The organism is Nocardia sp. NBC_00416 (genome assembly GCF_036032445.1).
Taxonomy (GTDB): domain Bacteria; phylum Actinomycetota; class Actinomycetes; order Mycobacteriales; family Mycobacteriaceae; genus Nocardia.
Genome location: NZ_CP107932.1, coordinates 2,393,948 through 2,416,165 on the forward strand (window position 1 = coordinate 2,393,948; position 22,218 = coordinate 2,416,165).

General features: G+C 68.4%; 28 protein-coding genes. 21 read left to right on the forward strand and 7 right to left on the reverse strand.

Annotated features, from left to right (window positions below; genetic code table 11):
• Position 1: 1 nt before the first annotated feature.
• From OG804_RS09690 to OG804_RS09700, 3 genes are read right to left on the reverse strand one after another with little or no spacing between them, the layout of a single operon-like run.
• Positions 2-1,072: an NrtA/SsuA/CpmA family ABC transporter substrate-binding protein gene (locus OG804_RS09690; RefSeq protein ID WP_328396070.1), complete on the reverse strand. Its 1,071-nt coding sequence runs from the start codon at positions 1,070-1,072 to the stop codon at positions 2-4.
• Positions 1,069-1,824, reverse strand: coding sequence for an ABC transporter ATP-binding protein (locus tag OG804_RS09695; RefSeq protein WP_442941783.1), 756 nt, complete (start codon positions 1,822-1,824; stop codon positions 1,069-1,071). The genes OG804_RS09690 and OG804_RS09695 overlap by 4 nt, the downstream gene beginning before the upstream one ends.
• A complete protein-coding gene (locus OG804_RS09700; RefSeq protein WP_328396072.1) occupies positions 1,821-2,657 on the reverse strand; it encodes an ABC transporter permease subunit in 837 nt (278 codons plus the stop codon). The genes OG804_RS09695 and OG804_RS09700 overlap by 4 nt, the downstream gene beginning before the upstream one ends.
• Positions 2,658-2,833: 176 nt before the next feature.
• Between OG804_RS09700 and OG804_RS09705 the strand changes: the two genes are divergently transcribed.
• On the forward strand, positions 2,834-3,469 hold the full coding sequence (locus tag OG804_RS09705; RefSeq protein WP_328396074.1) for a GntR family transcriptional regulator: 636 nt from the start codon (positions 2,834-2,836) through the stop codon (positions 3,467-3,469).
• A 112-nt stretch (positions 3,470-3,581) separates the two neighbouring features.
• On the opposite strand, the gene OG804_RS09710 is transcribed toward OG804_RS09705, so the two are convergent.
• Positions 3,582-3,947, reverse strand: a complete 366-nt coding sequence (locus OG804_RS09710; protein ID WP_328396076.1) for a YybH family protein — start codon at positions 3,945-3,947, stop codon at positions 3,582-3,584.
• Between the two features lie 98 nt (positions 3,948-4,045).
• Between OG804_RS09710 and OG804_RS09715 the strand changes: the two genes are divergently transcribed.
• Positions 4,046-5,020: a LysR family transcriptional regulator gene (locus tag OG804_RS09715; RefSeq protein ID WP_328396078.1), complete on the forward strand. Its 975-nt coding sequence runs from the start codon at positions 4,046-4,048 to the stop codon at positions 5,018-5,020.
• A 67-nt stretch (positions 5,021-5,087) separates the two neighbouring features.
• On the opposite strand, the gene OG804_RS09720 is transcribed toward OG804_RS09715, so the two are convergent.
• Positions 5,088-6,047, reverse strand: coding sequence for an NmrA family NAD(P)-binding protein (locus OG804_RS09720; protein WP_328396080.1), 960 nt, complete (start codon positions 6,045-6,047; stop codon positions 5,088-5,090).
• A gap of 50 nt (positions 6,048-6,097) precedes the next feature.
• Here OG804_RS09720 and OG804_RS09725 point away from each other — a divergent pair, with 50 nt between their 5' ends.
• From OG804_RS09725 to OG804_RS09775, 11 genes are all read left to right on the forward strand, one after another.
• Positions 6,098-6,877, forward strand: a complete 780-nt coding sequence (locus OG804_RS09725; RefSeq protein ID WP_328396082.1) for a TetR/AcrR family transcriptional regulator — start codon at positions 6,098-6,100, stop codon at positions 6,875-6,877.
• A gap of 308 nt (positions 6,878-7,185) precedes the next feature.
• Complete coding sequence (locus OG804_RS09730; RefSeq protein WP_328396084.1) at positions 7,186-7,782, forward strand: hypothetical protein; 597 nt, start codon at positions 7,186-7,188, stop codon at positions 7,780-7,782.
• Between the two features lie 5 nt (positions 7,783-7,787).
• On the forward strand, positions 7,788-8,972 hold the full coding sequence (locus OG804_RS09735; RefSeq protein ID WP_328396086.1) for an SRPBCC family protein: 1,185 nt from the start codon (positions 7,788-7,790) through the stop codon (positions 8,970-8,972).
• Positions 8,969-9,376, forward strand: a complete 408-nt coding sequence (gene gvpJ, locus OG804_RS09740) for a gas vesicle protein GvpJ (RefSeq protein WP_328396088.1) — start codon at positions 8,969-8,971, stop codon at positions 9,374-9,376. Before OG804_RS09735 ends, gvpJ (OG804_RS09740) begins: the two co-directional genes overlap by 4 nt.
• Positions 9,376-10,167: a GvpL/GvpF family gas vesicle protein gene (locus OG804_RS09745; protein ID WP_328396090.1), complete on the forward strand. Its 792-nt coding sequence runs from the start codon at positions 9,376-9,378 to the stop codon at positions 10,165-10,167. The genes gvpJ (OG804_RS09740) and OG804_RS09745 overlap by 1 nt, the downstream gene beginning before the upstream one ends.
• A 3-nt stretch (positions 10,168-10,170) precedes the next feature.
• Positions 10,171-10,437, forward strand: coding sequence for a gas vesicle protein GvpG (locus OG804_RS09750; RefSeq protein WP_328396092.1), 267 nt, complete (start codon positions 10,171-10,173; stop codon positions 10,435-10,437).
• A complete protein-coding gene (gene gvpO, locus OG804_RS09755) occupies positions 10,434-10,733 on the forward strand; it encodes a gas vesicle protein GvpO (RefSeq protein WP_328396094.1) in 300 nt (99 codons plus the stop codon). The genes OG804_RS09750 and gvpO overlap by 4 nt, the downstream gene beginning before the upstream one ends.
• Positions 10,730-11,122 carry a gas vesicle protein GvpJ gene (gene gvpJ / locus OG804_RS09760; RefSeq protein WP_328396096.1) on the forward strand — a complete coding sequence of 131 codons (393 nt, stop codon included), beginning with the start codon at positions 10,730-10,732 and terminating at the stop codon, positions 11,120-11,122. Before gvpO ends, gvpJ (OG804_RS09760) begins: the two co-directional genes overlap by 4 nt.
• Positions 11,115-11,903: a GvpL/GvpF family gas vesicle protein gene (locus OG804_RS09765; protein ID WP_328396098.1), complete on the forward strand. Its 789-nt coding sequence runs from the start codon at positions 11,115-11,117 to the stop codon at positions 11,901-11,903. Before gvpJ (OG804_RS09760) ends, OG804_RS09765 begins: the two co-directional genes overlap by 8 nt.
• Entirely contained in the window at positions 11,900-12,112 is a 213-nt protein-coding gene (locus OG804_RS09770) for a gas vesicle protein (protein WP_328396100.1), read from the forward strand. Before OG804_RS09765 ends, OG804_RS09770 begins: the two co-directional genes overlap by 4 nt.
• Entirely contained in the window at positions 12,105-12,404 is a 300-nt protein-coding gene (locus OG804_RS09775) for a gas vesicle protein K (RefSeq protein WP_328396102.1), read from the forward strand. Before OG804_RS09770 ends, OG804_RS09775 begins: the two co-directional genes overlap by 8 nt.
• A gap of 55 nt (positions 12,405-12,459) precedes the next feature.
• Here OG804_RS09775 and OG804_RS09780 read toward each other — a convergent pair whose 3' ends face one another.
• Entirely contained in the window at positions 12,460-13,761 is a 1,302-nt protein-coding gene (locus OG804_RS09780) for an MFS transporter (RefSeq protein ID WP_328396104.1), read from the reverse strand.
• Positions 13,762-13,815: 54 nt separating this feature from the next.
• On the opposite strand from OG804_RS09780, the gene OG804_RS09785 reads away from it, so the two are divergent.
• From OG804_RS09785 to OG804_RS09810, 6 genes are all read left to right on the forward strand, one after another.
• Entirely contained in the window at positions 13,816-14,802 is a 987-nt protein-coding gene (locus tag OG804_RS09785) for a GlxA family transcriptional regulator (protein ID WP_328396106.1), read from the forward strand.
• Between the two features lie 140 nt (positions 14,803-14,942).
• Positions 14,943-15,893, forward strand: a complete 951-nt coding sequence (locus OG804_RS09790) for an ABC transporter ATP-binding protein (protein WP_328396108.1) — start codon at positions 14,943-14,945, stop codon at positions 15,891-15,893.
• Positions 15,890-16,705 (forward strand): ABC transporter permease, encoded by an 816-nt coding sequence (locus OG804_RS09795; RefSeq protein ID WP_328396110.1) that lies wholly within the window; start codon positions 15,890-15,892, stop codon positions 16,703-16,705. The genes OG804_RS09790 and OG804_RS09795 overlap by 4 nt, the downstream gene beginning before the upstream one ends.
• Positions 16,702-17,844, forward strand: a complete 1,143-nt coding sequence (locus OG804_RS09800) for a sensor histidine kinase (protein WP_328396112.1) — start codon at positions 16,702-16,704, stop codon at positions 17,842-17,844. Before OG804_RS09795 ends, OG804_RS09800 begins: the two co-directional genes overlap by 4 nt.
• Positions 17,841-18,461 (forward strand): response regulator transcription factor, encoded by a 621-nt coding sequence (locus OG804_RS09805; protein ID WP_328396114.1) that lies wholly within the window; start codon positions 17,841-17,843, stop codon positions 18,459-18,461. Before OG804_RS09800 ends, OG804_RS09805 begins: the two co-directional genes overlap by 4 nt.
• 231 nt (positions 18,462-18,692) lie before the next feature.
• Positions 18,693-19,580, forward strand: coding sequence for a class I SAM-dependent methyltransferase (locus OG804_RS09810; protein ID WP_328396116.1), 888 nt, complete (start codon positions 18,693-18,695; stop codon positions 19,578-19,580).
• 34 nt (positions 19,581-19,614) lie between these two features.
• Here OG804_RS09810 and OG804_RS09815 read toward each other — a convergent pair whose 3' ends face one another.
• Complete coding sequence (locus OG804_RS09815) at positions 19,615-20,469, reverse strand: phytanoyl-CoA dioxygenase family protein (RefSeq protein ID WP_328398296.1); 855 nt, start codon at positions 20,467-20,469, stop codon at positions 19,615-19,617.
• A 260-nt stretch (positions 20,470-20,729) separates the two neighbouring features.
• On the opposite strand from OG804_RS09815, the gene OG804_RS09820 reads away from it, so the two are divergent.
• Positions 20,730-21,455, forward strand: a complete 726-nt coding sequence (locus OG804_RS09820) for a FadR/GntR family transcriptional regulator (RefSeq protein WP_328396118.1) — start codon at positions 20,730-20,732, stop codon at positions 21,453-21,455.
• The gene (locus tag OG804_RS09825; RefSeq protein ID WP_328396120.1) at positions 21,452-22,198 is read left to right on the forward strand and encodes a sterol desaturase family protein; all 747 of its coding nucleotides are present in this window, start codon (positions 21,452-21,454) and stop codon (positions 22,196-22,198) included. Before OG804_RS09820 ends, OG804_RS09825 begins: the two co-directional genes overlap by 4 nt.
• Positions 22,199-22,218: the final 20 nt, after the last annotated feature.

Below are 22,218 nucleotides of genomic sequence, written 5' to 3' on the forward strand. Positions count from 1 at the left end.
ATCACGACTTGGCGAGTTCGGCGCGCACCGCGTCGGCGACCGGCGCGAATCGGGTATCGGCGAACCAGCCGCGCACGTCCACCGACTCCGGGTACACGCCCAGCTGGTGGAAGTTGTCCGCCAGATCTTGCGTACTGTCGACCGCTGCTGGTGCGATGACACCGAAATCACCGGCGCCCGAATACGACAGACGCTTCTGCTGAACCAGGTCGTAGTAGACGTCGCGTTCGAGAGTGGAGTCGCCGAACCCGCCGAGCGCCGCGAACTCCCCCACGGCGGTTTCGGGATTCGCCTCGATCCAGCGCTGCGCGTCGCGGACACTGCGGACCAGGGTGGCGACCTCGCGCGGACGGTCGAACGCGAATTTCTCCGACGCGACGAAGAACGCGTAATCGTAGGTCCGCACCCCGGGCAGCACATCGGCGTCGTGTTTGCGCCGGGCCAGTTCTATGGTGGGCTGCCAGTTGATCCAGGCGTCCACATGGCGCTGCGCGAACGCGGCCTCCGCGTCGGCCGCGGTGAGGTTGACGTACTCGATGTCGTCGATCGTCAGGCCCGCGGTCTCGAGATATTTGACGAGACTGTAGGTCCCCGTGGTGCCCTGATGGTCGGCCACCGAGCGACCTCTGAGATCGGCGGCGGATTTGATGTCCGAACCCTTCGGAACCAGGATGTCCACCTCGTCGACCGGCAGCGGATACGCGACCAGCGGTACCACGGGCACCCCGCCGCCGATGGCATAGATGATCGCCGTCGCGGTGGCGAAGGAGAAATCGATACTGCCCGCCTTGATCGCCTCCATCACGGGAAGTGAGGCGGCGAAGCCGGTGGAGAACGAGACCGGCAGTCCGACGGCGGCATTCACGTCGAACCCGCCGAGCCCGTGCGACAGGATCGTGCCCGGTTCGGCCTTGCCGTCGCCGATCAGCGCGTACCGGATCTCGCTCAGCTCGGCCGCGGAGGTTCCCGGGCCGCAGCCCGACAATGCCGCCGCGCCCGCGATCCCCAGCGCGCCGAGGCCGGTGGCCCGCAGAAACCCGCGCCGGTTCAGCGATATCGGTGTCCTGGTCATCCTGCCATGCCTTTCCGAGAGTGCCGCGCCATCCGGTCGGCGGCGAGAAGATCGTCCAGTAATCGTTGTTTCAGGTCCGCGAGCTGGGCGTCGCCGCGGCTGCGCGGTCTCGCTCGCCCTACGGTGAGGTCGGTGGTGATACCGGCGGGGGTCAGCAGCAGGACCCGGTCGGCCAGCATCAGCGCTTCTTCGACATCGTGGGTGACCAGCACCACCGTGCGCGGTTCCCGGGCCAGCAGCGATTCGACCAGTTCGTGCATATTCACCCGGGTGATCGCGTCGAGGGCGCCGAACGGCTCGTCCAGCAGCAGGATGTCGGGGTGGTGCAGCATCGCCCGGGCCAGCGCGACCCGTTGCCGCTGCCCGCCGGACAGTTCCGCCGGCCAGTCCTTCTCCCGGCCCGCGAGGCCGACCCGCTCGAGCAGCTCGCGCGCCGCGCGACCGGAGTTCCGGGTCGCCAGCGTCACATTGTCGAGCACCGACTTCCAGGGCAGCAATCGGTCCTCTTGGAACATCATCCGAGCCGAGTACGTCCCCGCGCCGACGGGGGTGACAGTTCCCTCGGTGGGCTCCTCGAGCTTGGCCAGCAACCGCAGCAGACTCGATTTGCCGACCCCGCTCGGGCCGATGACGGCGACGAACTGCCCCGGCTCGACGGTCAGGTCCAGGTGCCGCAGCACCCAGTTGTCCCGGTAGCGGATGCCCACGTCACGCAGTGTGAGACCGATCCGGTCCTTCGACTGATCGCTCACGACCGCACCTTCCGCATCGTGGGGTTCCAGCGCAGCGCCCGGCGCTCGATGAGCCGGGTGATCTGGTCGGCGAGCAGGCCGGCGATGGCGTAGAGCACAATCGCCAGCACGATCCGGTCGGTGCGCAGCATCTCCCGGCCGTTCTGGGCCAGGTATCCGATTCCCTCTCGGGTCGCGATGGTCTCGGCGACGACGAGCGTCAGCCAGGCGACACCGAGCGAATACCGGATACCGGTGAGGATCATCGGCATGGCGCCGGGCACGACGACATGGCGGATCAGCCCCCAGCGCGTGAGCCCGTAGGACCTCCCCAGCTGGATCAGCTTCTCGTCCACGGTGCGTATCCCGCTGACGGTGTTCAGGTACACCGGGAAGACGACACCGAGGGTGACCAGCACGATGCGCGGTGTCTCGCCGATGCCGAAGGCGGCGATGAGCAGCGGGACCAGCGCCAGATGCGGCAGCGCCCGCACCATTTGCAGGCTCCGGTCGAATACCCCCTCGGCGAGGCGAGAGAGCCCGACCGCGAATCCGAACGCCAGTCCGATCGCCGCGCCGATCCCGAATCCGATCGCCACCCGGCGCAGGCTGACGAGGATGTGGTCCGGCAGTTCACCACTGCGCCACAGCGTGCCCGCGGTGTCGAGCACCACCGACGGAGCGGGCAGGATCGCCGCGGAGATCATTCCGGTACTCGACGTCCACTGCCAGCCCGCGACGATCAACACCGGCACCACCCAGGGCAGCAGCGCCCGCGGGTGCCAGGTGAGCCGTCGCCGCCCGGTGGGCAGGGACGGTGCGGTCGTCGCTGCGGCAACCGCCGATCCGGTCACCGGTGGTCTTCGTTCACTTGCGGATCCATGACCCTCCTGTCGTGCTTCACCGGGCACTTTAGGGCCAACGAACACAGCTGTCGCCATTTGTATACAGCTGCGTTCAGAAGTCTGTTGTTCGCGCGGAAACTGTGATATCGGTGAACGGTCGTGCCCCCGCTCCGAGGAGAACCCAGATGCTCGATTCCCGCGACCGGCCGGATTCGCCGTATCGGCAATTGCGTGACCGGATCGTCGGCGGTACCTATCCGCCGGGTTCGCTGCTGGTCCCGGCGAACGTCGGCGAGGAACTGGGTGTCTCCCGCACACCCGCGCGCGAAGCGCTGATGCGGCTCGAGGCCGAGGGATTGATGACCAAGGAATCCCGCGGCTTCGTCGTACGGGTGCGCACCCCGGAGGAGATCCTCGACATCTGCGAGGCGCGAATCGCCCTGGAGGCCACGGTCGCCCGCAGCGCGGCCGCCAGGCGCACGGACTTCGACCTCGCGAAGCTGGAACATCTCCTGGCGGCCACCACGGGACTCAGCGGGCAGCAACGACTCGACCGGCACGCGCAATGGCATGTCGCGCTGCGGCACGCCGCACACAACACCACGACACTGGAGTTGATGTACCTGCTCGACGCGCGCCTGCGGGTCTACGACGGCGCGGTCTCACGCGGCCGGGACAACCTGGATCTCATCGAGGAAGAACACACCCAGATCTTCGAGGCGATCCGTGATCGCGATGCCGAACGCGCCGCGAAAGCCATGGAGGCCCACCAATCCCGCACCCGCGACCTGCGCATCGCGCAGATGACACACCTCCGGTAGGTGGACCGCCGCCCGCACCGGGCCGGTACGGGCGGCCGGAGCCAGGCAGCAGGTCGGGTTCAGCACGAACCCCTTCTGCCACAACGGCTCCGGCGCGGACTCCACTGTCGGCTCAGTGTTCCGGTGGGACGAACTCGGGCTGGTCGAGCGCGCGCAACCAGCTTCCGTCCGGCTGCCGCCGGACCACCTGGGCGCGGGCGCCGGTACCGTCCTTCGGCGGAGTCGAGGTGAGGGCGATATCGCCGTTGATCAGCGTCGGCAACGGCTGTTCCGGCTCGAAGGTGGGGCCGTTGGCCAGCACCTTCTCCCACAGGGCGCGGATCGCCGCCCGGCCGACGGTCCGGCTGCCGGGCGGGTAGGCCAGCACGGCGTCCTCTTCGTAGAGTGCGGCCACTCCTTCCGCGTCACCGGCGTTGGATCGTTCCACGAAGAAGCGGGTGATGTCTTCGGGGCGCATGGCCTTCTCATATCCGGGCATCGATGTCCTCCTGGTGTTGGTTCCGACTCGATCCAGCCTGGTAGACCGAAAACCAGAAGTCCAACAGATGGTTCTTCTTTATATTAGAATCTGCAGTTATGGAACTGAGGCAGCTGGAGTACTTCGTCGCGGTGGCCGAGGAACAGAACTTCACCCGGGCATCCGAGCGGGTGCACATCAGCCAGTCCGGGGTGAGCGCCCAGATCCGCGCGCTGGAAAAGGAGCTCGGCACCGAATTGTTCGACCGCTCGGCACGCGCCGTAACGCTCACGGTCGCGGGAAAGGCCGCACTCGAGCACGCCCGTGCCGCACTCGACGCCGCCGGAGCCGTCGGCCAGGCAGTCGGCGAAGTGATCGACCTGATCCGGGGCACGCTCACCGTCGGAATGGTCAACGGTTGCACCGTCACCCCCCTGTTCGACGCCCTCGCCACCTTCCATCGGTCGCATCCGAGTGTGGAGATCTCACTGTCGGAGGACAATTCCGACCGGCTCGTCGAGGCGGTCCGCGACGGCTCACTCGACCTAGCGCTCATCGGCACCGCCGACCCCACCCCGGACGGACTGCAGTCGCACACCATCATCCGGGAGAAGCTGGTCGCGGCGGTTCCGCCGGGACACCCGCTCGCGGCGCGGCGGCGCGTCACGCTGCGCGATCTGGTCACCCATCCGATCGTCTGCATGCCGCCCGGCACCGGCCTGCGCACGGTGTTCGACCGGGCCTGCGCGGCGCAGGACCTCCGCCCGGTGATCGCGCTACAGGCCGGCGCCGCCGACGCCATCGCCGACCTCGCCGCGCGCGGGCTGGCCGTCGCCGTCCTCAGTGATTCGATGGCCGCGCGCTACCGCGACCGGCTCACCGCCCTCGCCATCGACGGCGCCGAGAAGCCGGCCCTGCTCGCGCTGGTCTGGCGGAGCACACGCAGTCCTGTGGTGGACAAGTTTCTCGTGCACAGTCGGCGCGCTTTCGACCCGACCGAGTCACCCGCCGCTGACGACGAGCGGCGCCGGGAAGCTCCGCACCGGGCGAACCGAGTAAAAACGACGACGAGAAATACGCGACCGCGAATCTGAGATCGGCGAGCGCCGACGGCCCACCGTGTCGCGCACACGCCCCGCGCAACACGGTGGGCGGTCGCCATCAGGCGTGCGAACCGGAGGCGGCGAGGTGATCGCGCACCAGGGCGGCACCGGATTCGGCGAGCCAGTCGGCCAAGGTCCGCAGTCCCGGATGGATCACCCGGAGTGCTTCGATATCGGCGTGCCAGCGATCTCCGTCGCGCCAGCGTTTCTTGACCTCGGCGATCTCCTGGCCGAGGTCGGCGGCTTCGCTGTCGGTGAGCTGCTCGTACCGGACCGGCAGCCCGACCGCCGCGGCGATCGCGGCGGCGGCCTCGACCGGGGTGGGCTCGTCGCCGGCCAGTTCCAGCGTCCGGCCCGCGAACCGGGCCGGGTCCGCGAACGCGAGTGCGGCGAATTCGGCGATATCTTCCACCGCGATGATCTGCATGGGTTCGTGCGGCGGGAACAGGTGCCGGTGCACACCGTGGGAGATGCCGTCGATGGCGGCCACCGCGACGCCGAGATAGTTGGTCATGAACCGCACCGGGCGGAGCACGGTCGGCAGTGCGACATGATCGTGCAGATACCGCTCGATCGATACCTTTCCCGCCCCACCCGGTGTTACCGCGGAGGTGGAGGCGACGGTGCTGAACACCACCTGCTCGATTCCCGCCGCGACGGCCGCGTCGATGAGCGACCGGCCACGCGCGAATTCGAGATCGGTATCGGCGCCGGACGGTCCGTAGGCCACGGGAGGAATGCCGAAGACGGCGGACGCCCCGTCGAGCGCGGCGGGCAGGCTTGCCGGATCGTCCAGATCGCCGAGTACGAGCTGTGCGCCCGCGACAGCCAGCGCCGAGGAGGCGGCGGTAGTCGTATCGCGGACCAGGGCTCTTACGGGCCGCCCGGCCGCCAGCAGGCGCCGCGCCGTGGCGCCGCCCTGTCGGCCGGTCGCGCCGGTGACGAGAACTGGGGAGTCGGGATCGGTGGATGTCGGGGAGTTCATGGCGTCCGTTCCGGTGAGCGTGGATACTGGCACGAAACGGAATAATCCACCCGCTTCCTCCGCCCGGACAAGGATTTCGTGACATGACAGCAGTGGTTCCCGCAGCCATCGCCGGGCGCACCGATGCCCGGCGCAATCGGGAGATCGTATTGCGCACCGCCGTGCGGATGTTCGCCGAAGACGGGCCCGAGGTCTCGCTGGGCCGGATCGCGCAGCGTGCCGGAGTCGGCGCGGGCACCGTCTACCGTCACTTCCCGAGCAAGGAAATCCTGATCGAGGCCGTTCTCGCCGAACAGGTCGAGAGTCTGGCAGCCGCCGCGGACCGATGGGCCGCCCGGGCGGCGCCCGGGGACGCACTGTTCGGATTCCTGCTCGAAGTGATCGAGAGATCGGCCGGCAACAAACCCGTCTGCGATGCGCTCACCGCCGACCGGAGTTGGCCGCACGCCGTGCTCACCGCCGCCGCGCAGCGATTCGGCGAGGCACTCGACCGCCTGCTGAACTCCGCGAAACAGGCTCGTGCGATCCATGCCGAGGTACAGGTCGACGATTTGACGGCTCTGATCGTCGGCGGCACCGCGCTGCGGTCGGCACACCGGAACCGGGCCCGCGGCACCCGGCTGGTGCGCGTGCTGCTGGACGGGTTGCGCATACCAGCCGTCACGGAAGCGGCCGCGTTCCGTGACAGTTCCGCACATCGGCGTCACGAAACCGGCGACCACGCCATCGTGCGATGCGTGGAATGCGGTGCCCGCCTTCAGGTCCGGGCCACCGGTCGCCCACCCCGCCACTGCGGTCCGACCTGCCGCCAGCGCGCACGCCGCCGCCGCGTCGCCGGGGCGGCCACCCCCGCATCCAGCTGACCAGCCGTTCCGCCCGGCGCCCATCCGCCGACCGCGTTCATCAGCAGGTGCCTCAATTCGAGCGTTTCGGCTTCCCTGCCTCGGCAGGCCTTCCCGGACTCCGAGGTCCGCCCCATTGGGCCGGTGCGGATACACGCGGCCGATCACCCCCGACTTCGAAGCACACTGCGGGTTACGCCCGCTCGATAGTCGGCGTACGGTCGGCTTGAGGGCTCTTGATGTGTCGTGGGCCACAAAATCAAGACGCCGGCTATAGCCGAGCGCCCCGCCTCGTCGTATGCGCGTGTGATGCCGATCAAGGAGTGACTATGAAGTGCGGAATGAGGATGGCGGGGGCGGTCGGGGTCGGCTACGTCTTGGGTCGGACGCGCAAGATGAAGTTCGCCTTGGCGCTCGCCGGGATCGGATTGAGCAGGCAGAGCGGCCCCCAGGGACTGCTGGATCGCGGACAATCGCTGCTCGGCTCGTCACCGGAACTGACGAAGATCGCCGAGACGGTCCGCGGTGAGCTGCTCGACGCCGCCCGTTCCGCTGCGGTCACCGCCGCGAGCAATCGCATCGATTCGCTGAACGCCCGCTTACAGCACCACGACGAGCCTGCCGAAGAGCTCGACGAGGAACCCGGCGAAACGGCCGACGACGATACGGACGACGAGTACGCGGCGGTCGACGAAGACGAGGCGGTCGACGAAGACGAGGCGGCCGACGAAGACGCTGAACCCGCGCCGCGCGAGGACCGACCCTCCCGGCGCGCACGACCGGCCGCATCGGCCACTCGCCGGAGAACCGGCGAAGCACGTTCGCGTACTCCGGCCGCGGACCGCAAGCCCACCTCGACCCGGCGGCGGCGTACCGCCGCCGGACAGACCGCCGACAGCGCGCCGGTCCGTCGTACGAGGAGGTGACCCGCATGGCGACGAAAGCTGCCGGAGATATCACCCGCAAGGTCGGCAAGTCCGCTTCCGGCGCGGCGAGCGGGGCACGCGGTGCGGCCGCGAAGACCGGGAAGAAGGTCGAGGAAAGCACCCCCACTGGACAGCTGCAGCACTCGTTGCAGGGGCTGGCGGCGACCATCGCCGGCCGTGCCGTCTCGGGGATCTCGGACAGGGTGTCCGGTACGGCCGAGCGCCTGAACCATGTCGCCGAGGGCAGCGGTGACGGGAACTTGTTGTCGGCATTGACCGGCGCCGAGAAGTTGGCCGAAGGTAAATCGCCGCTCTCGGCCGCGATGAGCGCGGGGGTGGACAAGATCGGACACAGCGTGAAGGAAAAGTTCCAGGACGCGAAGCAGGCCTTGACCGGCGGCAAAGGAAAGAGCTCCGGCGGTAAGAAGCTCAAGGTGACCAATATCGTCGAGCAGATCGACGTCGGCGTTCCGGTCGATCTCGCCTACGACCAATGGACGCAGTTCGCGGACTTCCCGAAGATCATGAAGAAGGTCGAAACGGTCGACCAGGTCTCGGATGAGAAGCTCGAGTGGTCGGGCAAGGTGTTCTGGTCCAAGCGGAGCTGGCAGTCGACGATATTCGAGCAGATACCCTTCGAACGGATCGTCTGGCGGTCGAAAGGCGATAAGGGCTTCATCGACGGCGCGGTCACCTTTCACGAGATCACCCCCGACCTGACCCGCATCATTGTGATCCTCGAATACCACCCCGGCGGGTTCTTCGAGAAGACCGCCAACCTGTGGCGGGCGGCGGGCCGCCGAGTCCGGCTGGAACTCAAGCTGTTCCAGCGTCACCTCATGACCGAGGGCGTGCTGCACCCGGACGACATCGTGGGCTGGCACGGCGAGATCCGCGATAAGGAGGTCGTCGTCGACGACGAGACGGCCCGCCGCGAGGAGCAGGACGAGACCGAAGCGGACGAGGGCGAATCCGAAGACGAGGACAGCCAGGACGAAGAGGAGAGCAGCGAGGACGAAGAGGAGGACGGCGGCGCCGAAGAGGACAGCGAAGAAGCCGACGACGACGACGAGGTTCCCGACGATGAGCGCGAAGCGGACGAGGAGTCCGCGCCGCGCCGGCGTCCCGCGACGCGGCGCCGCGGCGCGGCCGGATCCCGATCGGCTGCCGGTCGAGGACCGCGGACATGACCGTCGAACCGGTCGGCGGCGCGGGTGGCGCGGGCACAGCCGCCGGCCCCAACTCGTCGAGCCTGGCCGATGTCGTCGACACGATCCTCGACAAGGGTTTGGTCATCGACGCGTACGTGCGGGTGTCGTTGGTCGGCATCGAACTGTTGACCATCGATGCCCGGATCGTGGTGGCCAGTGTCGACACCTATCTCCGTTTCGCCGAGGCCGTCGATCGGCTCGAGATCTCCAGCAGCGAGCCCGCCGGGCTACCGGACCTGGTCGGTGACATCACCGAGGGCGGCGCCCAGCACAAAACCAAGGGCGCCCTCGAAGCCGCGGGCGAAAAGGTCGCCGACTTCCTCGACGAGTTCGAGGAGAAGCGTCGGCCCGCGCGCCGGCAGTCCGGAAGCGAGGAAGGCTGATGTCGCGCGACCGGGCGGACGAGGCCGCCGCCGACAGCGACCGGCACGTCGCGACCTACGTCTACGGCATCGTTCCCGCGGATGTGGAGCCCGAGCAGGAGGCCACCGGTATCGGCGACCCACCGGGCAAAGTCGACGTGGTGCGGTACGACGAGATCGGTGCGCTGGTCAGCGAGATCCCGGATCGTCCGCTCGGCACACCCGCGGACCTGACGGCCCACGCGAAGCTACTCGACGGCTCGGCGGCCGTCGTCCCCGTGCTGCCGCTGCGGTTCGGTGCGGTCATGACCGACCCGGGGTCGGTGGAAACAGAGCTGTTGCAGACCCATCACGACGAGTTCCGGGCGGCGCTCGAGGAGCTGGAGGGTCGTGCCCAATACGTCGTCAAAGGACGCTACGCGGAAAAGGAGATCCTGGGGGAAGTGCTCGCCGAGAACGGCGAGGCGGCCCGGCTGCGGGAGCGGATCCGCGACACACCGCAGGACGCCGCCCGTGACGCCCGAATGGAGTTGGGAGAGATCATCTATCGGGCGGTGGAGAACAAGCGCGCCGCGGACACCCGCCGGACCATCGACGCGCTCGAACCGCTCCGGCCCGTCGTCAACGAACGGCAGCCGACCCACGACCAGGACGCAGTCCACATCGCGGTCCTCGTCGAGGTGTCCCGGCAGGGCGAACTCGAGGAGGCGGTGTCCGCGCTCGCCGACGAATGGGACGGCCGCGTCGACCTGCACCTACTGGGCCCGATGGCGGCCTACGACTTCGTGATGAAGCGAGAACCGGAGGGCTGACACATGGGCTTGTTGTCGTCCATATTCACACTGCCGCTGGCCCCGGTGCGCGGCGTGATCTGGCTGAGCGAAGTGATCCAGGACCAGGTCGAGCAGCAACTGCGCGACCCGGCGGCCATCCGGCGTGAGCTCGGGGAGATCGATGAGGCCGCGGCGGCGGGGCAGCTGTCGGACGAGGAGCGCGAGCGCGCACAGCAGGAGGTGCTGAACCGGATGATCCGGCAACCGGAAACCCCGACCCGCCCATCCCGAAGGGGTGAACGCACGTGAACGACTCGGAATCGGACCCGGCGCCGATCGGCGCGGCGGATGCCGGGGCGAGCGCCATGGCTCAACTCGTCGAGCTGACCCCGAAGCAGATACTGGGAGCCACCTCCACCGAGCCTACGGAGGACGGCTGGCTGGTGGAGATCGAGGTGCTCGAGGATCATCGCATCCCCTCGTCGGCCGATATGCTGGCGCTCTACGAGGTGGAGATCGACCAGGACGGAAACCTGCTGGCCTATAGGCGAACCCGGCGCTATGCGCGGGGCAGCGCGGATATCGCCGGGCGGGGAATGCGATGACGGTCGTGGGAGGCGGGTCCTCGGTGCCGCAACCCTACGGGGGCGGACACCAATCGACGAACCTCGGCGATATTCTCGAGCGGGTTCTCGACAAGGGTTTGGTGATCGCGGGCGATATCCAGGTGAACCTCCTCGATATCGAACTTCTCACCATCAAACTGCGTTTGGTCGTGGCATCACTGGAGACGGCGAAGTCCGTGGGCATCGACTGGTGGGAGACCGATCCCTGGCTCAACAGCAACGCACGCGCCCTCGAACGGCAGGATCGAGACCTCGAACTCGAGAATCGCACCCTGCGCGACCGGATCGCCGCGCTCGAGGCCGGCGAGGACAGGCGGCGATCCATCGAACGTAGCCGCGAACCCGAGGAGCAGCGGGACCGTGACTGACGGTCTCGGGATCTGGCTGTACGCGGTGACGAGCACCGAGGACGGTCCCGTGGTGCTGGGCGATATCACCGGAGTGGCGGGCGAGGCGCCGCGCACGGTGGCCGCCGACGCGCTGACGGCTGTCGTCGGATCGGTGCCGCTCGAGGTTTTCGGGGACCTGCCGCTGCACCGCAACCTCGAAGATCTGGACTGGTTGGCGGCGACCGCCCGCGCACACGACGCTGTCGTCTCCGCACTCGTCCCACGCGGTCCGGTGGTCCCCCTGCGCCTGGCCACCGTCTTCCTCGACGACGATCGGCTGGTGGGCATGCTCGACGACCGGCGCGAGGACTTCCGGTCGGCGTTGGTACTGGTGACCGGCCGGACCGAATGGGGAGTGAAGGTCTACTGCGACCGAGCGACCCTCACGGACGCGGTGACGGAGGCCAATATCGCGAACACCGGCGGCGGTAAGGGCACCGCGTACCTGCGCCGGCGCCGCGCGCAGCTGTCCGCCCAGGAGAGCGTCGAACGCGACGCCGCGGCACGGGCCGGGGAAATCCACCAGCGTCTGGTCGGGCGGGCCGCCGCGGGCCGGTGCCAGCCGGTGACAGAGCCTGCGTTGAACGGCCGCCGAGACTGGATGGTGCTCAACGGCACCTACCTCGTCGACGATGTCCGGACCGACGATTTCGCTGCCACGGTCGAAGAACTCGAGAAGGACCTCCCCGGGATGCGGCTCGAGCTCACCGGTCCGTGGCCGCCGTATTCGTTCGCGGGTGTGGACCGGGAGAGCTCATGACGCGACCCGACAGCGAGCGCCGTGTCGCGCTCATCGATCTACTGGACCGAGTACTGGCCGGCGGGGTGGTCATCTCCGGTGACATCAAACTCTCGATCGCTGATGTCGACCTGGTCCAGATTTCGCTGCGGGCCCTCATTTCCTCCATCAGCGCCCTCGGCCCGGAGTTCGGGTCGGAGGGCGCGCTGGAACCTCGGTTGTATGACTGAATTCGGTGGTATCCCACCACGTATCGACGCCGATCCGGAATCCGTCGAACGTGGTCTCGTGACACTCGTGCTCACACTGGTGGAACTGCTGCGCCAGCTCATGGAACGGCAGGCACTGCGCCGTGTGGACAAAGGCGACCTGAGCGAAGCGGAGATCGAGCGGATCGGCACCACGTTGATGCTGCTCGAAGAGCGAATGGACGAGTTGCGGGACCACTTCGATCTCACCCCGGAGGATCTCAATATCGACCTCGGACCACTGGGTACCCTGCTGCCCCGGAACGAGCGGTGAACCATCCTCGCGGAGCGTTGCCGTTGCGGGATCCACCGGCTCGGGGCCATATCGGCTAGGCGGGCTCGGGGACCGCGGCGGGCTTAGCCAGCCGTATCCCGCCGCACATCAGCGCGGCCACCACGCACAGACCGGCGGCGGCGTAGAAGGCGAGATCGTAGGAACCGTCGGCGTCCCGGACGTAGCCCGCGCCGAACGCGGCCACCGCGGCGCCGAGCTGATGCGCGGCGAACACCCATCCGAACACCACCGGCGTCGCGGCGCCGAACCAGCTCCGGCAGATCGCGATCGTCGGTGGCACGGTCGCCACCCAGTCCAGACCGTAGAACACGATGAAGACCCAGGTACTCGGTTCGGCGTGCGGCGACAACAACACCGGCAGCACGAGCAATGACACCCCACGGCCCAGGTAATAGACCACCAGCAGTACGCGGGCGTCCACGCGGTCGGTGAGCCAGCCGGAGAAGACCGTTCCGACGACATCGAAGACGCCCACGGTGGCCAGTAGCGAGGCGGCCAGCGTCGTGGGCATGCCGTGATCATGGGCGGCGGGGATGAAGTGGGTACCGATCAGGCCGTTCGTCGTCATACCGCAGATGGCGAAACTACCCGCGAGCAACCAGAAGGCGGGGACTCGAAGGCCGGTCACCAGTCCGCTCGCCGCCGCGCCGAAGCTGCCGTTGGGCAACGACTCGACCCCGGAATCCGGGTCGCCGCCGTAGGCGGTGGTGCCGACGTCACGCGGTCGGTCGCGAATGAACAGCAGCACCAGCGGGATCACCGCCAGGGCGGCGACGGTCACGATCATCGAGGCCCAGCGCCACCCGAAGCGATCGGTCACGCCCGCGACCACCGGCAGGAAGATGAGCTGACCCGTCGCACTCGCCGCGGTGAGCACGCCGGTGACCAGTCCGCGCCGGGCGACGAACCATCGAGTCGAGATGGTGGCGACGAACCCCATCGAGATCGAGCCGGTGCCGAGGCCGACCAGCACGCCCCACAGCAGGACCAGCTGCCATTCGGCGGTCATGAAGACGCCGACACCGGTTCCGGTCGCTATCAACACGATCGCACCGGTGAGGATCGGCCGCACACCGAACCGGTCCATCAGTGCGGCGGCGAACGGTGCGGTGATACCGAACAGCACCATGTTCACCGACATCGCGGCGCCGATCGTCGCATGCGACCAGCCGAATTCGGTGTGCAGCGGGGTCATCATGACGCTGGGCACCGCCCGGAATCCCGCTGCCCCCAGGATCACCACGAAACTCACGGCGGCAACGATCCACGCGAAGTGCGGCCGTGGACCTCGGCCGGTTTGCCCGACGGCCGCGCCGGGATCGATATCTGTCGTCACGATGATCCAGCATCCGGTGGCACGGGCCGGACTGCCAGTGGCAGAATCGACAATATGCGTGAAAATCGTGCCAGGAGCGGGAAGCGGCACAACGTCGTCGTGCTGCTGCTGGAACCCGCGGTCGGGTTCGACGCGGCCATCCCTCCGCTGGTATTCGGCCAGGCCGCCGATGACGACGGGAATCCGCTCTACGAGGTCGTGACCTGCTCGCTCGAAGCCGGTGCGGTACAGACGACCTCCGGTTACTCGATCGTCGCCGCGGCCGGAGCGGAGGCACTCGCTGCCGCCGATACCGTGATCGTGCCGGGCACCGCACTGCCACCGGCGCGCGTCGGAGGTGAGCTCACCGCCGACATCGCCGCCGCGCTGAAAAAGGTCCCGGCCACGGCCCGCATGGTGTCCATCTGCACCGGAGCGTTCGTCCTCGCTGCCGCGGGCGTATTCGACGGGCACCGCGCGACCACCCACTGGCGTTACGCCGACGATTTCCGTCGCCTGTTCCCGGCCGTCGAACTCGACGAATCCGTGCTGTTCGTCGATGCGGGAAATCTGCTCAGTTCGGCGGGCCTGGCCGCCGGAATCGACCTCTGCCTGCACATCGTCCGGCGTGATCACGGAGCCGCCGTGGCCAATCGCGTCGCCCGGTACTGCGTCGTGCCGCCCTGGCGCGAAGGCGGTCAGGCACAGTTCATCGAGCACCACGTGCCCGACCACGACGAGCGCAGCACCGCGGCCACCCGGGCCTGGGCGCTCGGTCATCTGGCCGAGCCGCTGAGCGTGGCGGTGCTCGCCGCCCGGGCCCGGATGAGCCCGCGCACGTTCAGCCGCCGGTTCCTCGCCGAGACGGGCATATCGCCGGGAGCCTGGATCCGCGACCGCAGGATCGACCGGGCCCGGGAACTACTCGAATCGGCCGATCTGTCGGTGGACGAGGTGGCCGCGATATCCGGGCTGGGTTCTCCGGACAACCTCCGCCACCACATGCGGCGCGGTCTCGGGATGTCGCCGTCGGCGTATCGGAAGACGTTCGCCGGGGCTTGATCCGGAGTCCGGCGCGCACGAGGCGCCCCCGGCCGGTCAGCGGTGATGACTTTTGTCATGACCTACCCGTGCACAATTCATCGAGATCCGCTGACTGCGCTTACTACTGGTCTCACCCCACATCGGTGAGGGTGGAAGTCATGAACAGCAAGCACGGAGTCATCGCCGCTCGGGGACTGCGCCGGACCTATGGCCAGGGCAAGGACGCGTTCGAAGCGGTCCGGGGTGTGGACCTCGAGGTCGGCGAGGGTGAGGTCTTCGCCTTGCTGGGCACCAACGGCGCCGGCAAGACCTCCACGCTCGACATACTGGAGGGGCTGACAGCGCCCTCGGCGGGGGCCGTCGAGGTATTCGGCCTGGACCCGCTCCGCCACCGCGATCAGGTCCGCCCGCAGATCGGCGTCATGTTGCAGTCCGGCGGATTGCCCGCCGAACTGACCGTCCGCGAAACGCTCGAGATGTGGCGCGGGACGTGCACCGAGCCGACCACCGCCGATACCGTTCTCGCGCAGGTCGGCCTCACCGAACGCGCCGGTGTGCGGGTCGGTTCCCTGTCGGGCGGGGAACAGCGCCGCGTCGATATGGCGTGCGCCCTGCTGGGACAGCCCCGGTTGCTGTTCCTCGACGAACCGACCACGGGCCTCGATCCGGAGAGCCGGCGCAGGACCTGGCAGTTGCTCGCCGACCTCAAGTCGGCCGGGGTCACCATGGTGCTCACGACCCACTATCTCGACGAAGCGGAGGCGCTGGCCGACCGGATCGCGATCATGCACCGGGGCGAGGTCGCGCGGGCGGGCACGCTGCGCGAGATCGTGGACGGCCATCCGTCCCGGATCGCCTTCGATCATCCCGGGCTGCCGTTGCCGATATTGGCCGACGCCCGGATCGACGCGCGCACCCGCGTCACCGTCACCACCCATGACCTGCAGGGCCATCTGCACGAACTGCTCGAGTGGGCGCGGGCGCACGGTCTGCGATTGGGCGGGCTCGAGGCCCGCGCCGCCTCCCTCGAATCGGTTTTCCTCGATATCGCCACTGCGGCCGGCGACCCGTCGGCGGCCACCCCGGACCTGATCGGAGCACGTCGATGACCAGCACCGCGACACCTGTCACGGCCTTCCGCCGCCGCCCGCTCGCGGCGCTGGCGAAGGCCGAATACCTGCAGTTCCGGCGGAACAAGACGCTGATGTATATGGCGACGGTGTTCCCGATCGGAATCCCGCTGGTCATGTACTTCATCGCCCGCCGGGGCGCGGCCCCGACGGCCGACACGGCGGCGCTGGCGTTCGAACTGCTGGCGCTGGTCGCCCTGTTGTTCGTGCAGTACTACTCGGTGCTGTCGATGGTCACCACACGCCGCGGCGAGGGCGTGCTGAAACGGTTGCGCACGGGCGAGGCCGCCGACTGGCAGATCCAGACCGCCCCGGCCGTACCCGGCGCGATCGTGACGCTGGGCTGCGCGGTCGTCGTCGCCGCGGTCGTCTACGCCACCGGCGCACCCGCCCCGGTCAACCCCATTGCGACGGCTGTCGGTCTCGTCGGCGGAATCGTGCTGTTCTCGCTGCTCGCTCTCGCGACGAGCGCGGTCACGAAGAACGCCGAGGCCGCGCAGATCACCTCGCTTCCGGTGATGACGGTCGCGATGATCGGCATGGCGTCCATCCGGCGGATACTTCCCGACCGGTTGGCCGAGGTGGCCGATTGGACGCCTTTCGCGGCGGTCTCCGACCTCATCGCCCTCGGCACGTCCGGGCAACCGACCATCGGCTCCGCGGCGGGCGCCGAGCTCGACTTCGCGGGTACGTTCGCCGAACTCGGCCGCCCATTTGCCACACTGGCGATATGGACCGGCCTGGCGCTCGTGCTCACCCGAAGGAGCTTCCGCTGGGACGACCGCGGGTGACCCGCTGGACCTCCTGGTGGCATGCGCTGTCGGGCCCGGCGAAGTTCCGGGCCTACACGCGGTTCACCTTCCAGGGCGCCCTGGCCGCCGTGATCGTGGCGATGGCGGTCACCGCACGCTCACCGTGGTCGGTGCTCGGCATCGTGGTCGCCGGTCTCGCGGCGGTGCTGGCGGTGGAAGCGCGGACCGATTTCGCACTGTCCGCGGAATCGGTGTCGCCGCGGTTGGCGGTACCGGTCGCCGCGACCGTATCGGCGGCCGTATGGCTCACCTGTGTCGTGGTCACCCGGCTGGCCGGCGACGAGTCGGTCGCCACCCAGGCACGCCTGACCGGCGGCTACGCGGCGGTGCTCGCCGCCTTCGCGATCGTGTCGTTCCTGCCGCACCGATGGTGGGTTCTCCTCGGTCTGAGCCTCGCCACCGGACTGGCCTTCGCTTCGTCGCCGGCGACGGGCCTCGGGGCGGCGGCGCTGACCTTGATCGCCGGCGGCTTCCTCATCGGCACGACGCTGCTCACCGTGTGGGGACTGCGGGTCGTCGACGAGTTGGAACACGCGAAAGAGGTCGAGGCCGAACTGCAGGTGGCCGAGGAGCGATTGCGCTTCTCCCGGGACCTGCACGATGTCGTGGGCCGCGGTTTCTCGGCGATCGCGGTGAAAAGCGAACTCGCGGTGGCACTGTCGCGGTCCGGGGATACCGGCCGCGCGGCCGCCGAGATGGACGAGGTCAGAACGCTCGCCGTCGAATCGATGGGGCAGATGCGTACGCTGGTGCGCGGCTACCGTGGCATAGATCTGATCAGCGAAGTCGCCGGCGCCCGTTCGCTGTTGTCGGCGGCGGGCTGCCGCCTCGTCGTCGAGGGCGATCCGGCCGAGGTTCCGGCGCGGTTTCACGAGGTCGCCGCCTGGGTGGTTCGCGAGGGCACCACCAATATCGTCGAGCACTCGTCGGCGACGGCGGCCGCTCTGACGTTCGGGGACGGGGGGATGTCGTTGCGCAACGACCGCCCCCGCGCCCCGGCGGGCGAGCGATCAGGACTGCGCGGCCTCGCGGAGCGGCTCGCGGCCGTCGGCGCGACCCTGGACGTCCACGCGACCGCCGATGAATTCTCACTCGAAATCCTTTGGGAGCACGAATGATCCCGGTATTCCTCGCTGATGACGAAACGCTGATCCGCGTGGCGCTGGCGACGATGCTCGGTCTCGAGGCCGATATCGAGGTGGCCGACCATGTCGGCTCCGGCGAGGAACTCGTCGCGGCGTGGCGGCGACGCGGCGACGCCGGGGATCCCGCCGCGGTGGCCGTCATCGATCTGCAGCTGCCCGGCATCGACGGGATCGAGACCTCCGCGCAGTTGCAGCGCCTCACACCGGGCGCGGGCACGCTGATCGTCACCAGCCACGGCAGGCCCGGCTATCTCAAACGGGCCCTTGCCGCGGGAGTACGCGGCTTTCTCCCCAAGACGACCTCGGCGGCGACGCTGGCCGAGGTGATCCGCACCGTCCATCGAGGCGGCCGCTACGTCGACCCGGAACTGGCCGCGGAGGCGATCAGCGCCGGCGACACCGTACTCACCGCGCGCGAGGCCGACGTCCTCGAATTCGCCGCCGACGGCTCCTCGGTCGAGGATATCGCCCGACGCGCCCACCTGACCCAGGGCACCACCCGCAACTATCTGTCCTCGGCGATGGCCAAACTCGGCGTGTCCAACCGCTACGAGGCCGCCCTCAAAGCCCGCGAGAAGGGCTGGATCTAGCGCCCGGCTGCCGTCGGCCGATGACGCCGGCCATTCGTGCCACTCGCCATATATCAACTGGCACAGTCTAATTGGAGTAGACGCACATATGGACGAGGTCGGCCCGCCACCGTAGACTGAGTGCGGCGCCAAGCTGGTTTCTCTCACTCTCCGCCCCGTCGGCGCGGACAGACTGCGAGGTAGCGATATGAGATCAATTGCTTCGGCGGGTATTTCGTTCGGAGATTCGTGATGACATCGGATATCGGGGAATACCAGGGCGCGTCAGCGGACGCGGTCGAACACCACTACGACATCGGCACCGACTTCTACCGGCTGTGGCTGGACACCGACCTGACCTACTCGTGCGCCCGGTGGGCCCCCGGCGACGACCTCGATCGTGCGCAGCGGCGCAAACTCGACTATCTCATCGACGGCGCTCGGATCGACCAGGCCGAAAGGGTTCTCGATATCGGGTGCGGCTGGGGAAGCCTGATGCGGGCTACCGCCGACCGGTACGAGCGGGTCCGGATCACCGGGCTCACCCTCAGCCGGGACCAATTCCACTACGCCCGCACCCACCCCACCGACCGTATCGACGTACGCCTGGAACACTGGAACGAACATCGTCCGGACGAACGCTACGACGCCGTCTTCTGTATCGGCGCACTCGAACATTTCGTCCAGTTCGGGCGGCCGCGGCAGGAACGCACCGCGGCGTATCGGGCGTTCTTCGCCCACTGCCACCGCCTGCTCGCACCCGGCGGCAGGCTCGTGGTCCAGACGATCGGCAAGGGCAACCGGCCGCTCGATCAGGACTCGATAAAAGACGTGCGATACCTGGCGAACGAGATCTTCCCGGAATCGGATCCGCCGCGCCTCGCCGAACTCGCCCACGCCGCGGAAAAGCTCTTCGAAGTCCGTTCGCTGGTCAACGACCGCGCCGACTATTCGACGACCTGCGCGGAGTGGCTGCGCCGATTGCAATCGCGTCGGTCCGAGGCGGAAAGCCTTGCCGGCGCCCGTGTCACCGACGCGTACGAGCGCTATCTGGAGGCGTCCATCCGGCAGTTCGACAACGAACACCTCGTGCTGTATCGGATCGTGTTCCGGAAAGTGGCGGATCCGATACCCGAATAACGGGTCGCACCGGCCGCTTCGCGTCTCCCGGGCCTCACCCGGCGGTCGCGGAGTCGGCCGGTTCGGCGGTGTCGAGCAACCGTTTGGGATGCATGCCGTCGACAGCGCCCATGAACGGCGGATGGATGCTGTAGCCCAGCATCCGGCGGATGTTCTCCGAGACGCTGCGCGCGGTACGCCGGCTGGTGGCCAACGTGTACGCCTCCTGGGGCCGCAGCCAGGGCTCGCAGTACTGCACGGTCAGGCCGAGGCGCGATTCGGCGGTCCGATTCGCGCCGCCCCCGTGCCACAGCGTGCCGAGATAGAACGCACACGACCCGGGCGGCATCCGCACGGCCACTCTGGTATCGGATTCGGCCGGTAGGCGTTCGGAATCCCATCGATGACTGCCGGGCAATACGACGGTGCCGCCGTTGTCCTCGGTGTAGGCGTCGATCGCCCACATCGTCGCGGCGCTCAGCGGCGGGCGCGGCCTGGGGATCGGATAGAAGCCGTCGTCGTGGTGCAGTAGCTGGGCTCGTTCCCCGGGCAGGATATCGATCGCCTGCAACTGCGACAGCAGATAGTTGGGCAGGAACAACCGATCGAGCAGGGCCAGCACCCGAGGATGCTCGATGAGCTCGTCGCACGCCCGGGTCTTCTCCAGCAGGCAGTACGCGCGCTCGGTGCGCTCACCTTCGAAGGTGTTGCGGCCGGTCCGCCCCAGCAGCGGCGCGACCGCCGCGCGTATCCGTTCGCATTCCTCGCCGGAGAGCAGGCTCTCCCAGATGATGTACCCGTCGCGGTCGAGCGCCGCCAGATCGGTATCGACCACCGCCGGGTCGACAGCGCCCATGGCACTGGCGGTCGACCGATGGGTCCGGGCCAGATCGGCCCGCAAATCGTCCATCGCGGTGATGACCTCCACCGCACGCGGTGATCGCGCAGAGTTCACGGCTACTCCTCGAGCGGTTCGACACGGCCTGGCGGGCCGCATCCAATTGTGTTTCCGCTCAGCGGATTACGCAAGACCGTCGAGTCGAAGCACCGTGTGCCGGCGAATCCGGAGGCCCGACCGCGACGCGGGGCGGCTCGCCCCCGGCATCCGACCCCGAAGCCAACTGGTCCGACCACTTGACCTCTTACCAATTGCCGGTCTACTGTCCTGACATGGCCCTGAAACGGATCGCCCGGCGGTCGGTCCCGGACGAGATCTACGACCAGCTCGTCGACGACGTCCTCACCGGCGAACTCGCGCCCGGCTCGACACTGCCCGCCGAACGGCAGCTGGCCGAAGCGCTCGGCGTCTCCCGCCCGACCGTCCGCGAGGCGGTACAGCGGCTCGCCCGCGCCGGACTGGTGGAAATACGCCAGGGCGGCAGCACCACCGTGCGCGATCCGCGCCGTTCCGGCGGTCTGGAACTGCTGCCGCGCCTGATCCTGCGTGGCGGTCGCCTCGACCACGCCGTGGTGCGCAGCATCCTGGAAACCCGGGCCGCGCTGGGCCGCGAGGTGGCCGCACTGGCCGCCGGGCGCTGCGGCGCCGCCGCCGGAGCCGCACTCACCGCCGCGGTGGACGCGCTGGCCGCCCAGCAGGATCCGCTGGCACGCCAGCGGGAAGCCCTCGTGTTCTGGGACCTTGTCGTCGACGCGGCCGATTCCATCGTCTACCGCCTGCTGTTCAATCAGCTGCGCACCGTCTACGAACCGGCGATGGCCGCACTCACCGGCGTCATGGACGCCGAGGTCGGGCGATCCGAGCGCTACCGCGCCCTCGCCGGGGCCGTGATCGCGAGCGACGCCGAGTCGGCCCGGACCCGCGCCGACTCACTGCTTTCCCTGGCCACCGGGGAATTCGACAATCTCCTCCACCGTCTGGAACAGAGCCCGCCATGAACCTCTCGCAATCGCTGCGCACCCGGCGCACCCGTAGCTCCGCGATCGATAGTCTCGCTCGACAACGATTGGCCGCCGACGAGGCGAAAACCGCCCGGCGCACACAAGAATCGCTGCCGGATGTGTTCGGTTCTTTCGTCCGCGCCCCTTCACCGTGGGTGATCGCGGCACTGCTGGTGGCCGCCGCCACCGCGCGCATCCTGGCGGGCGACTGGCAGCTCACCGACGCGCTGGTACCCGTAGTGCTGGTGGCCGCGTTCCCGTTCATCGAATGGGTCATCCACGTCTGTGTCCTGCACTGGCGGCCGCGCCGCGTCGGACGGTGGCGGATCGACTCGCTGCTGGCCCGTAAACACCGTGAACACCACGCCGATCCGCGCATCCGGGAACTGGTCTTCATCCCGTGGCAGACGTTCCTGTGGCTGCTGCCCGCCCTGGTGGTCGTCGCGCTGCTGGCCTTCGGCCGGACAGGGCTGGGCCTGACCTTCCTGACCACGGTCGGGGTGCTCGGTCTCGTCTACGAATGGACCCATCACCTGGTCCATACCGACTACCAGCCGCGCAGCGCGATCGTGCGCACGGTGCGCCGCAACCACCGGCTGCATCATTTCAAGAACGAGCACTACTGGTTCGCCGTCACCACCGCCGGTACGGCGGACCGGATCCTCGGGACCTATCCCGACCCGGCGGCGATCCCCAACTCTCCCACCGCGAAAGCCCTGCACAAGCCGACCGCGGCGTAACTCCGGCAGCCACACCCGTC

What these genes read in the sequence shown, in the direction of transcription:
- OG804_RS09690 (WP_328396070.1), bottom strand. Translation starts at nt 1,072, where the DNA reads ATGACCAGGACACCGATATCGCTGAACCGGCGCGGGTTTCTGCGGGCC.
- OG804_RS09705 (WP_328396074.1), top strand. Translation starts at nt 2,834, where the DNA reads ATGCTCGATTCCCGCGACCGGCCGGATTCGCCGTATCGGCAATTGCGT.
- OG804_RS09710 (WP_328396076.1), bottom strand. Translation starts at nt 3,947, where the DNA reads ATGCCCGGATATGAGAAGGCCATGCGCCCCGAAGACATCACCCGCTTC.
- OG804_RS09715 (WP_328396078.1), top strand. Translation starts at nt 4,046, where the DNA reads ATGGAACTGAGGCAGCTGGAGTACTTCGTCGCGGTGGCCGAGGAACAG.
- OG804_RS09725 (WP_328396082.1), top strand. Translation starts at nt 6,098, where the DNA reads ATGACAGCAGTGGTTCCCGCAGCCATCGCCGGGCGCACCGATGCCCGG.
- OG804_RS09730 (WP_328396084.1), top strand. Translation starts at nt 7,186, where the DNA reads ATGAAGTGCGGAATGAGGATGGCGGGGGCGGTCGGGGTCGGCTACGTC.
- OG804_RS09735 (WP_328396086.1), top strand. Translation starts at nt 7,788, where the DNA reads ATGGCGACGAAAGCTGCCGGAGATATCACCCGCAAGGTCGGCAAGTCC.
- gvpJ (WP_328396088.1), top strand. Translation starts at nt 8,969, where the DNA reads ATGACCGTCGAACCGGTCGGCGGCGCGGGTGGCGCGGGCACAGCCGCC.
- OG804_RS09745 (WP_328396090.1), top strand. Translation starts at nt 9,376, where the DNA reads ATGTCGCGCGACCGGGCGGACGAGGCCGCCGCCGACAGCGACCGGCAC.
- OG804_RS09750 (WP_328396092.1), top strand. Translation starts at nt 10,171, where the DNA reads ATGGGCTTGTTGTCGTCCATATTCACACTGCCGCTGGCCCCGGTGCGC.
- gvpJ (WP_328396096.1), top strand. Translation starts at nt 10,730, where the DNA reads ATGACGGTCGTGGGAGGCGGGTCCTCGGTGCCGCAACCCTACGGGGGC.
- OG804_RS09770 (WP_328396100.1), top strand. Translation starts at nt 11,900, where the DNA reads ATGACGCGACCCGACAGCGAGCGCCGTGTCGCGCTCATCGATCTACTG.
- OG804_RS09775 (WP_328396102.1), top strand. Translation starts at nt 12,105, where the DNA reads ATGACTGAATTCGGTGGTATCCCACCACGTATCGACGCCGATCCGGAA.
- OG804_RS09785 (WP_328396106.1), top strand. Translation starts at nt 13,816, where the DNA reads ATGCGTGAAAATCGTGCCAGGAGCGGGAAGCGGCACAACGTCGTCGTG.
- OG804_RS09790 (WP_328396108.1), top strand. Translation starts at nt 14,943, where the DNA reads ATGAACAGCAAGCACGGAGTCATCGCCGCTCGGGGACTGCGCCGGACC.
- OG804_RS09795 (WP_328396110.1), top strand. Translation starts at nt 15,890, where the DNA reads ATGACCAGCACCGCGACACCTGTCACGGCCTTCCGCCGCCGCCCGCTC.
- OG804_RS09805 (WP_328396114.1), top strand. Translation starts at nt 17,841, where the DNA reads ATGATCCCGGTATTCCTCGCTGATGACGAAACGCTGATCCGCGTGGCG.
- OG804_RS09810 (WP_328396116.1), top strand. Translation starts at nt 18,693, where the DNA reads ATGACATCGGATATCGGGGAATACCAGGGCGCGTCAGCGGACGCGGTC.
- OG804_RS09815 (WP_328398296.1), bottom strand. Translation starts at nt 20,469, where the DNA reads ATGGACGATTTGCGGGCCGATCTGGCCCGGACCCATCGGTCGACCGCC.
- OG804_RS09820 (WP_328396118.1), top strand. Translation starts at nt 20,730, where the DNA reads ATGGCCCTGAAACGGATCGCCCGGCGGTCGGTCCCGGACGAGATCTAC.
- OG804_RS09825 (WP_328396120.1), top strand. Translation starts at nt 21,452, where the DNA reads ATGAACCTCTCGCAATCGCTGCGCACCCGGCGCACCCGTAGCTCCGCG.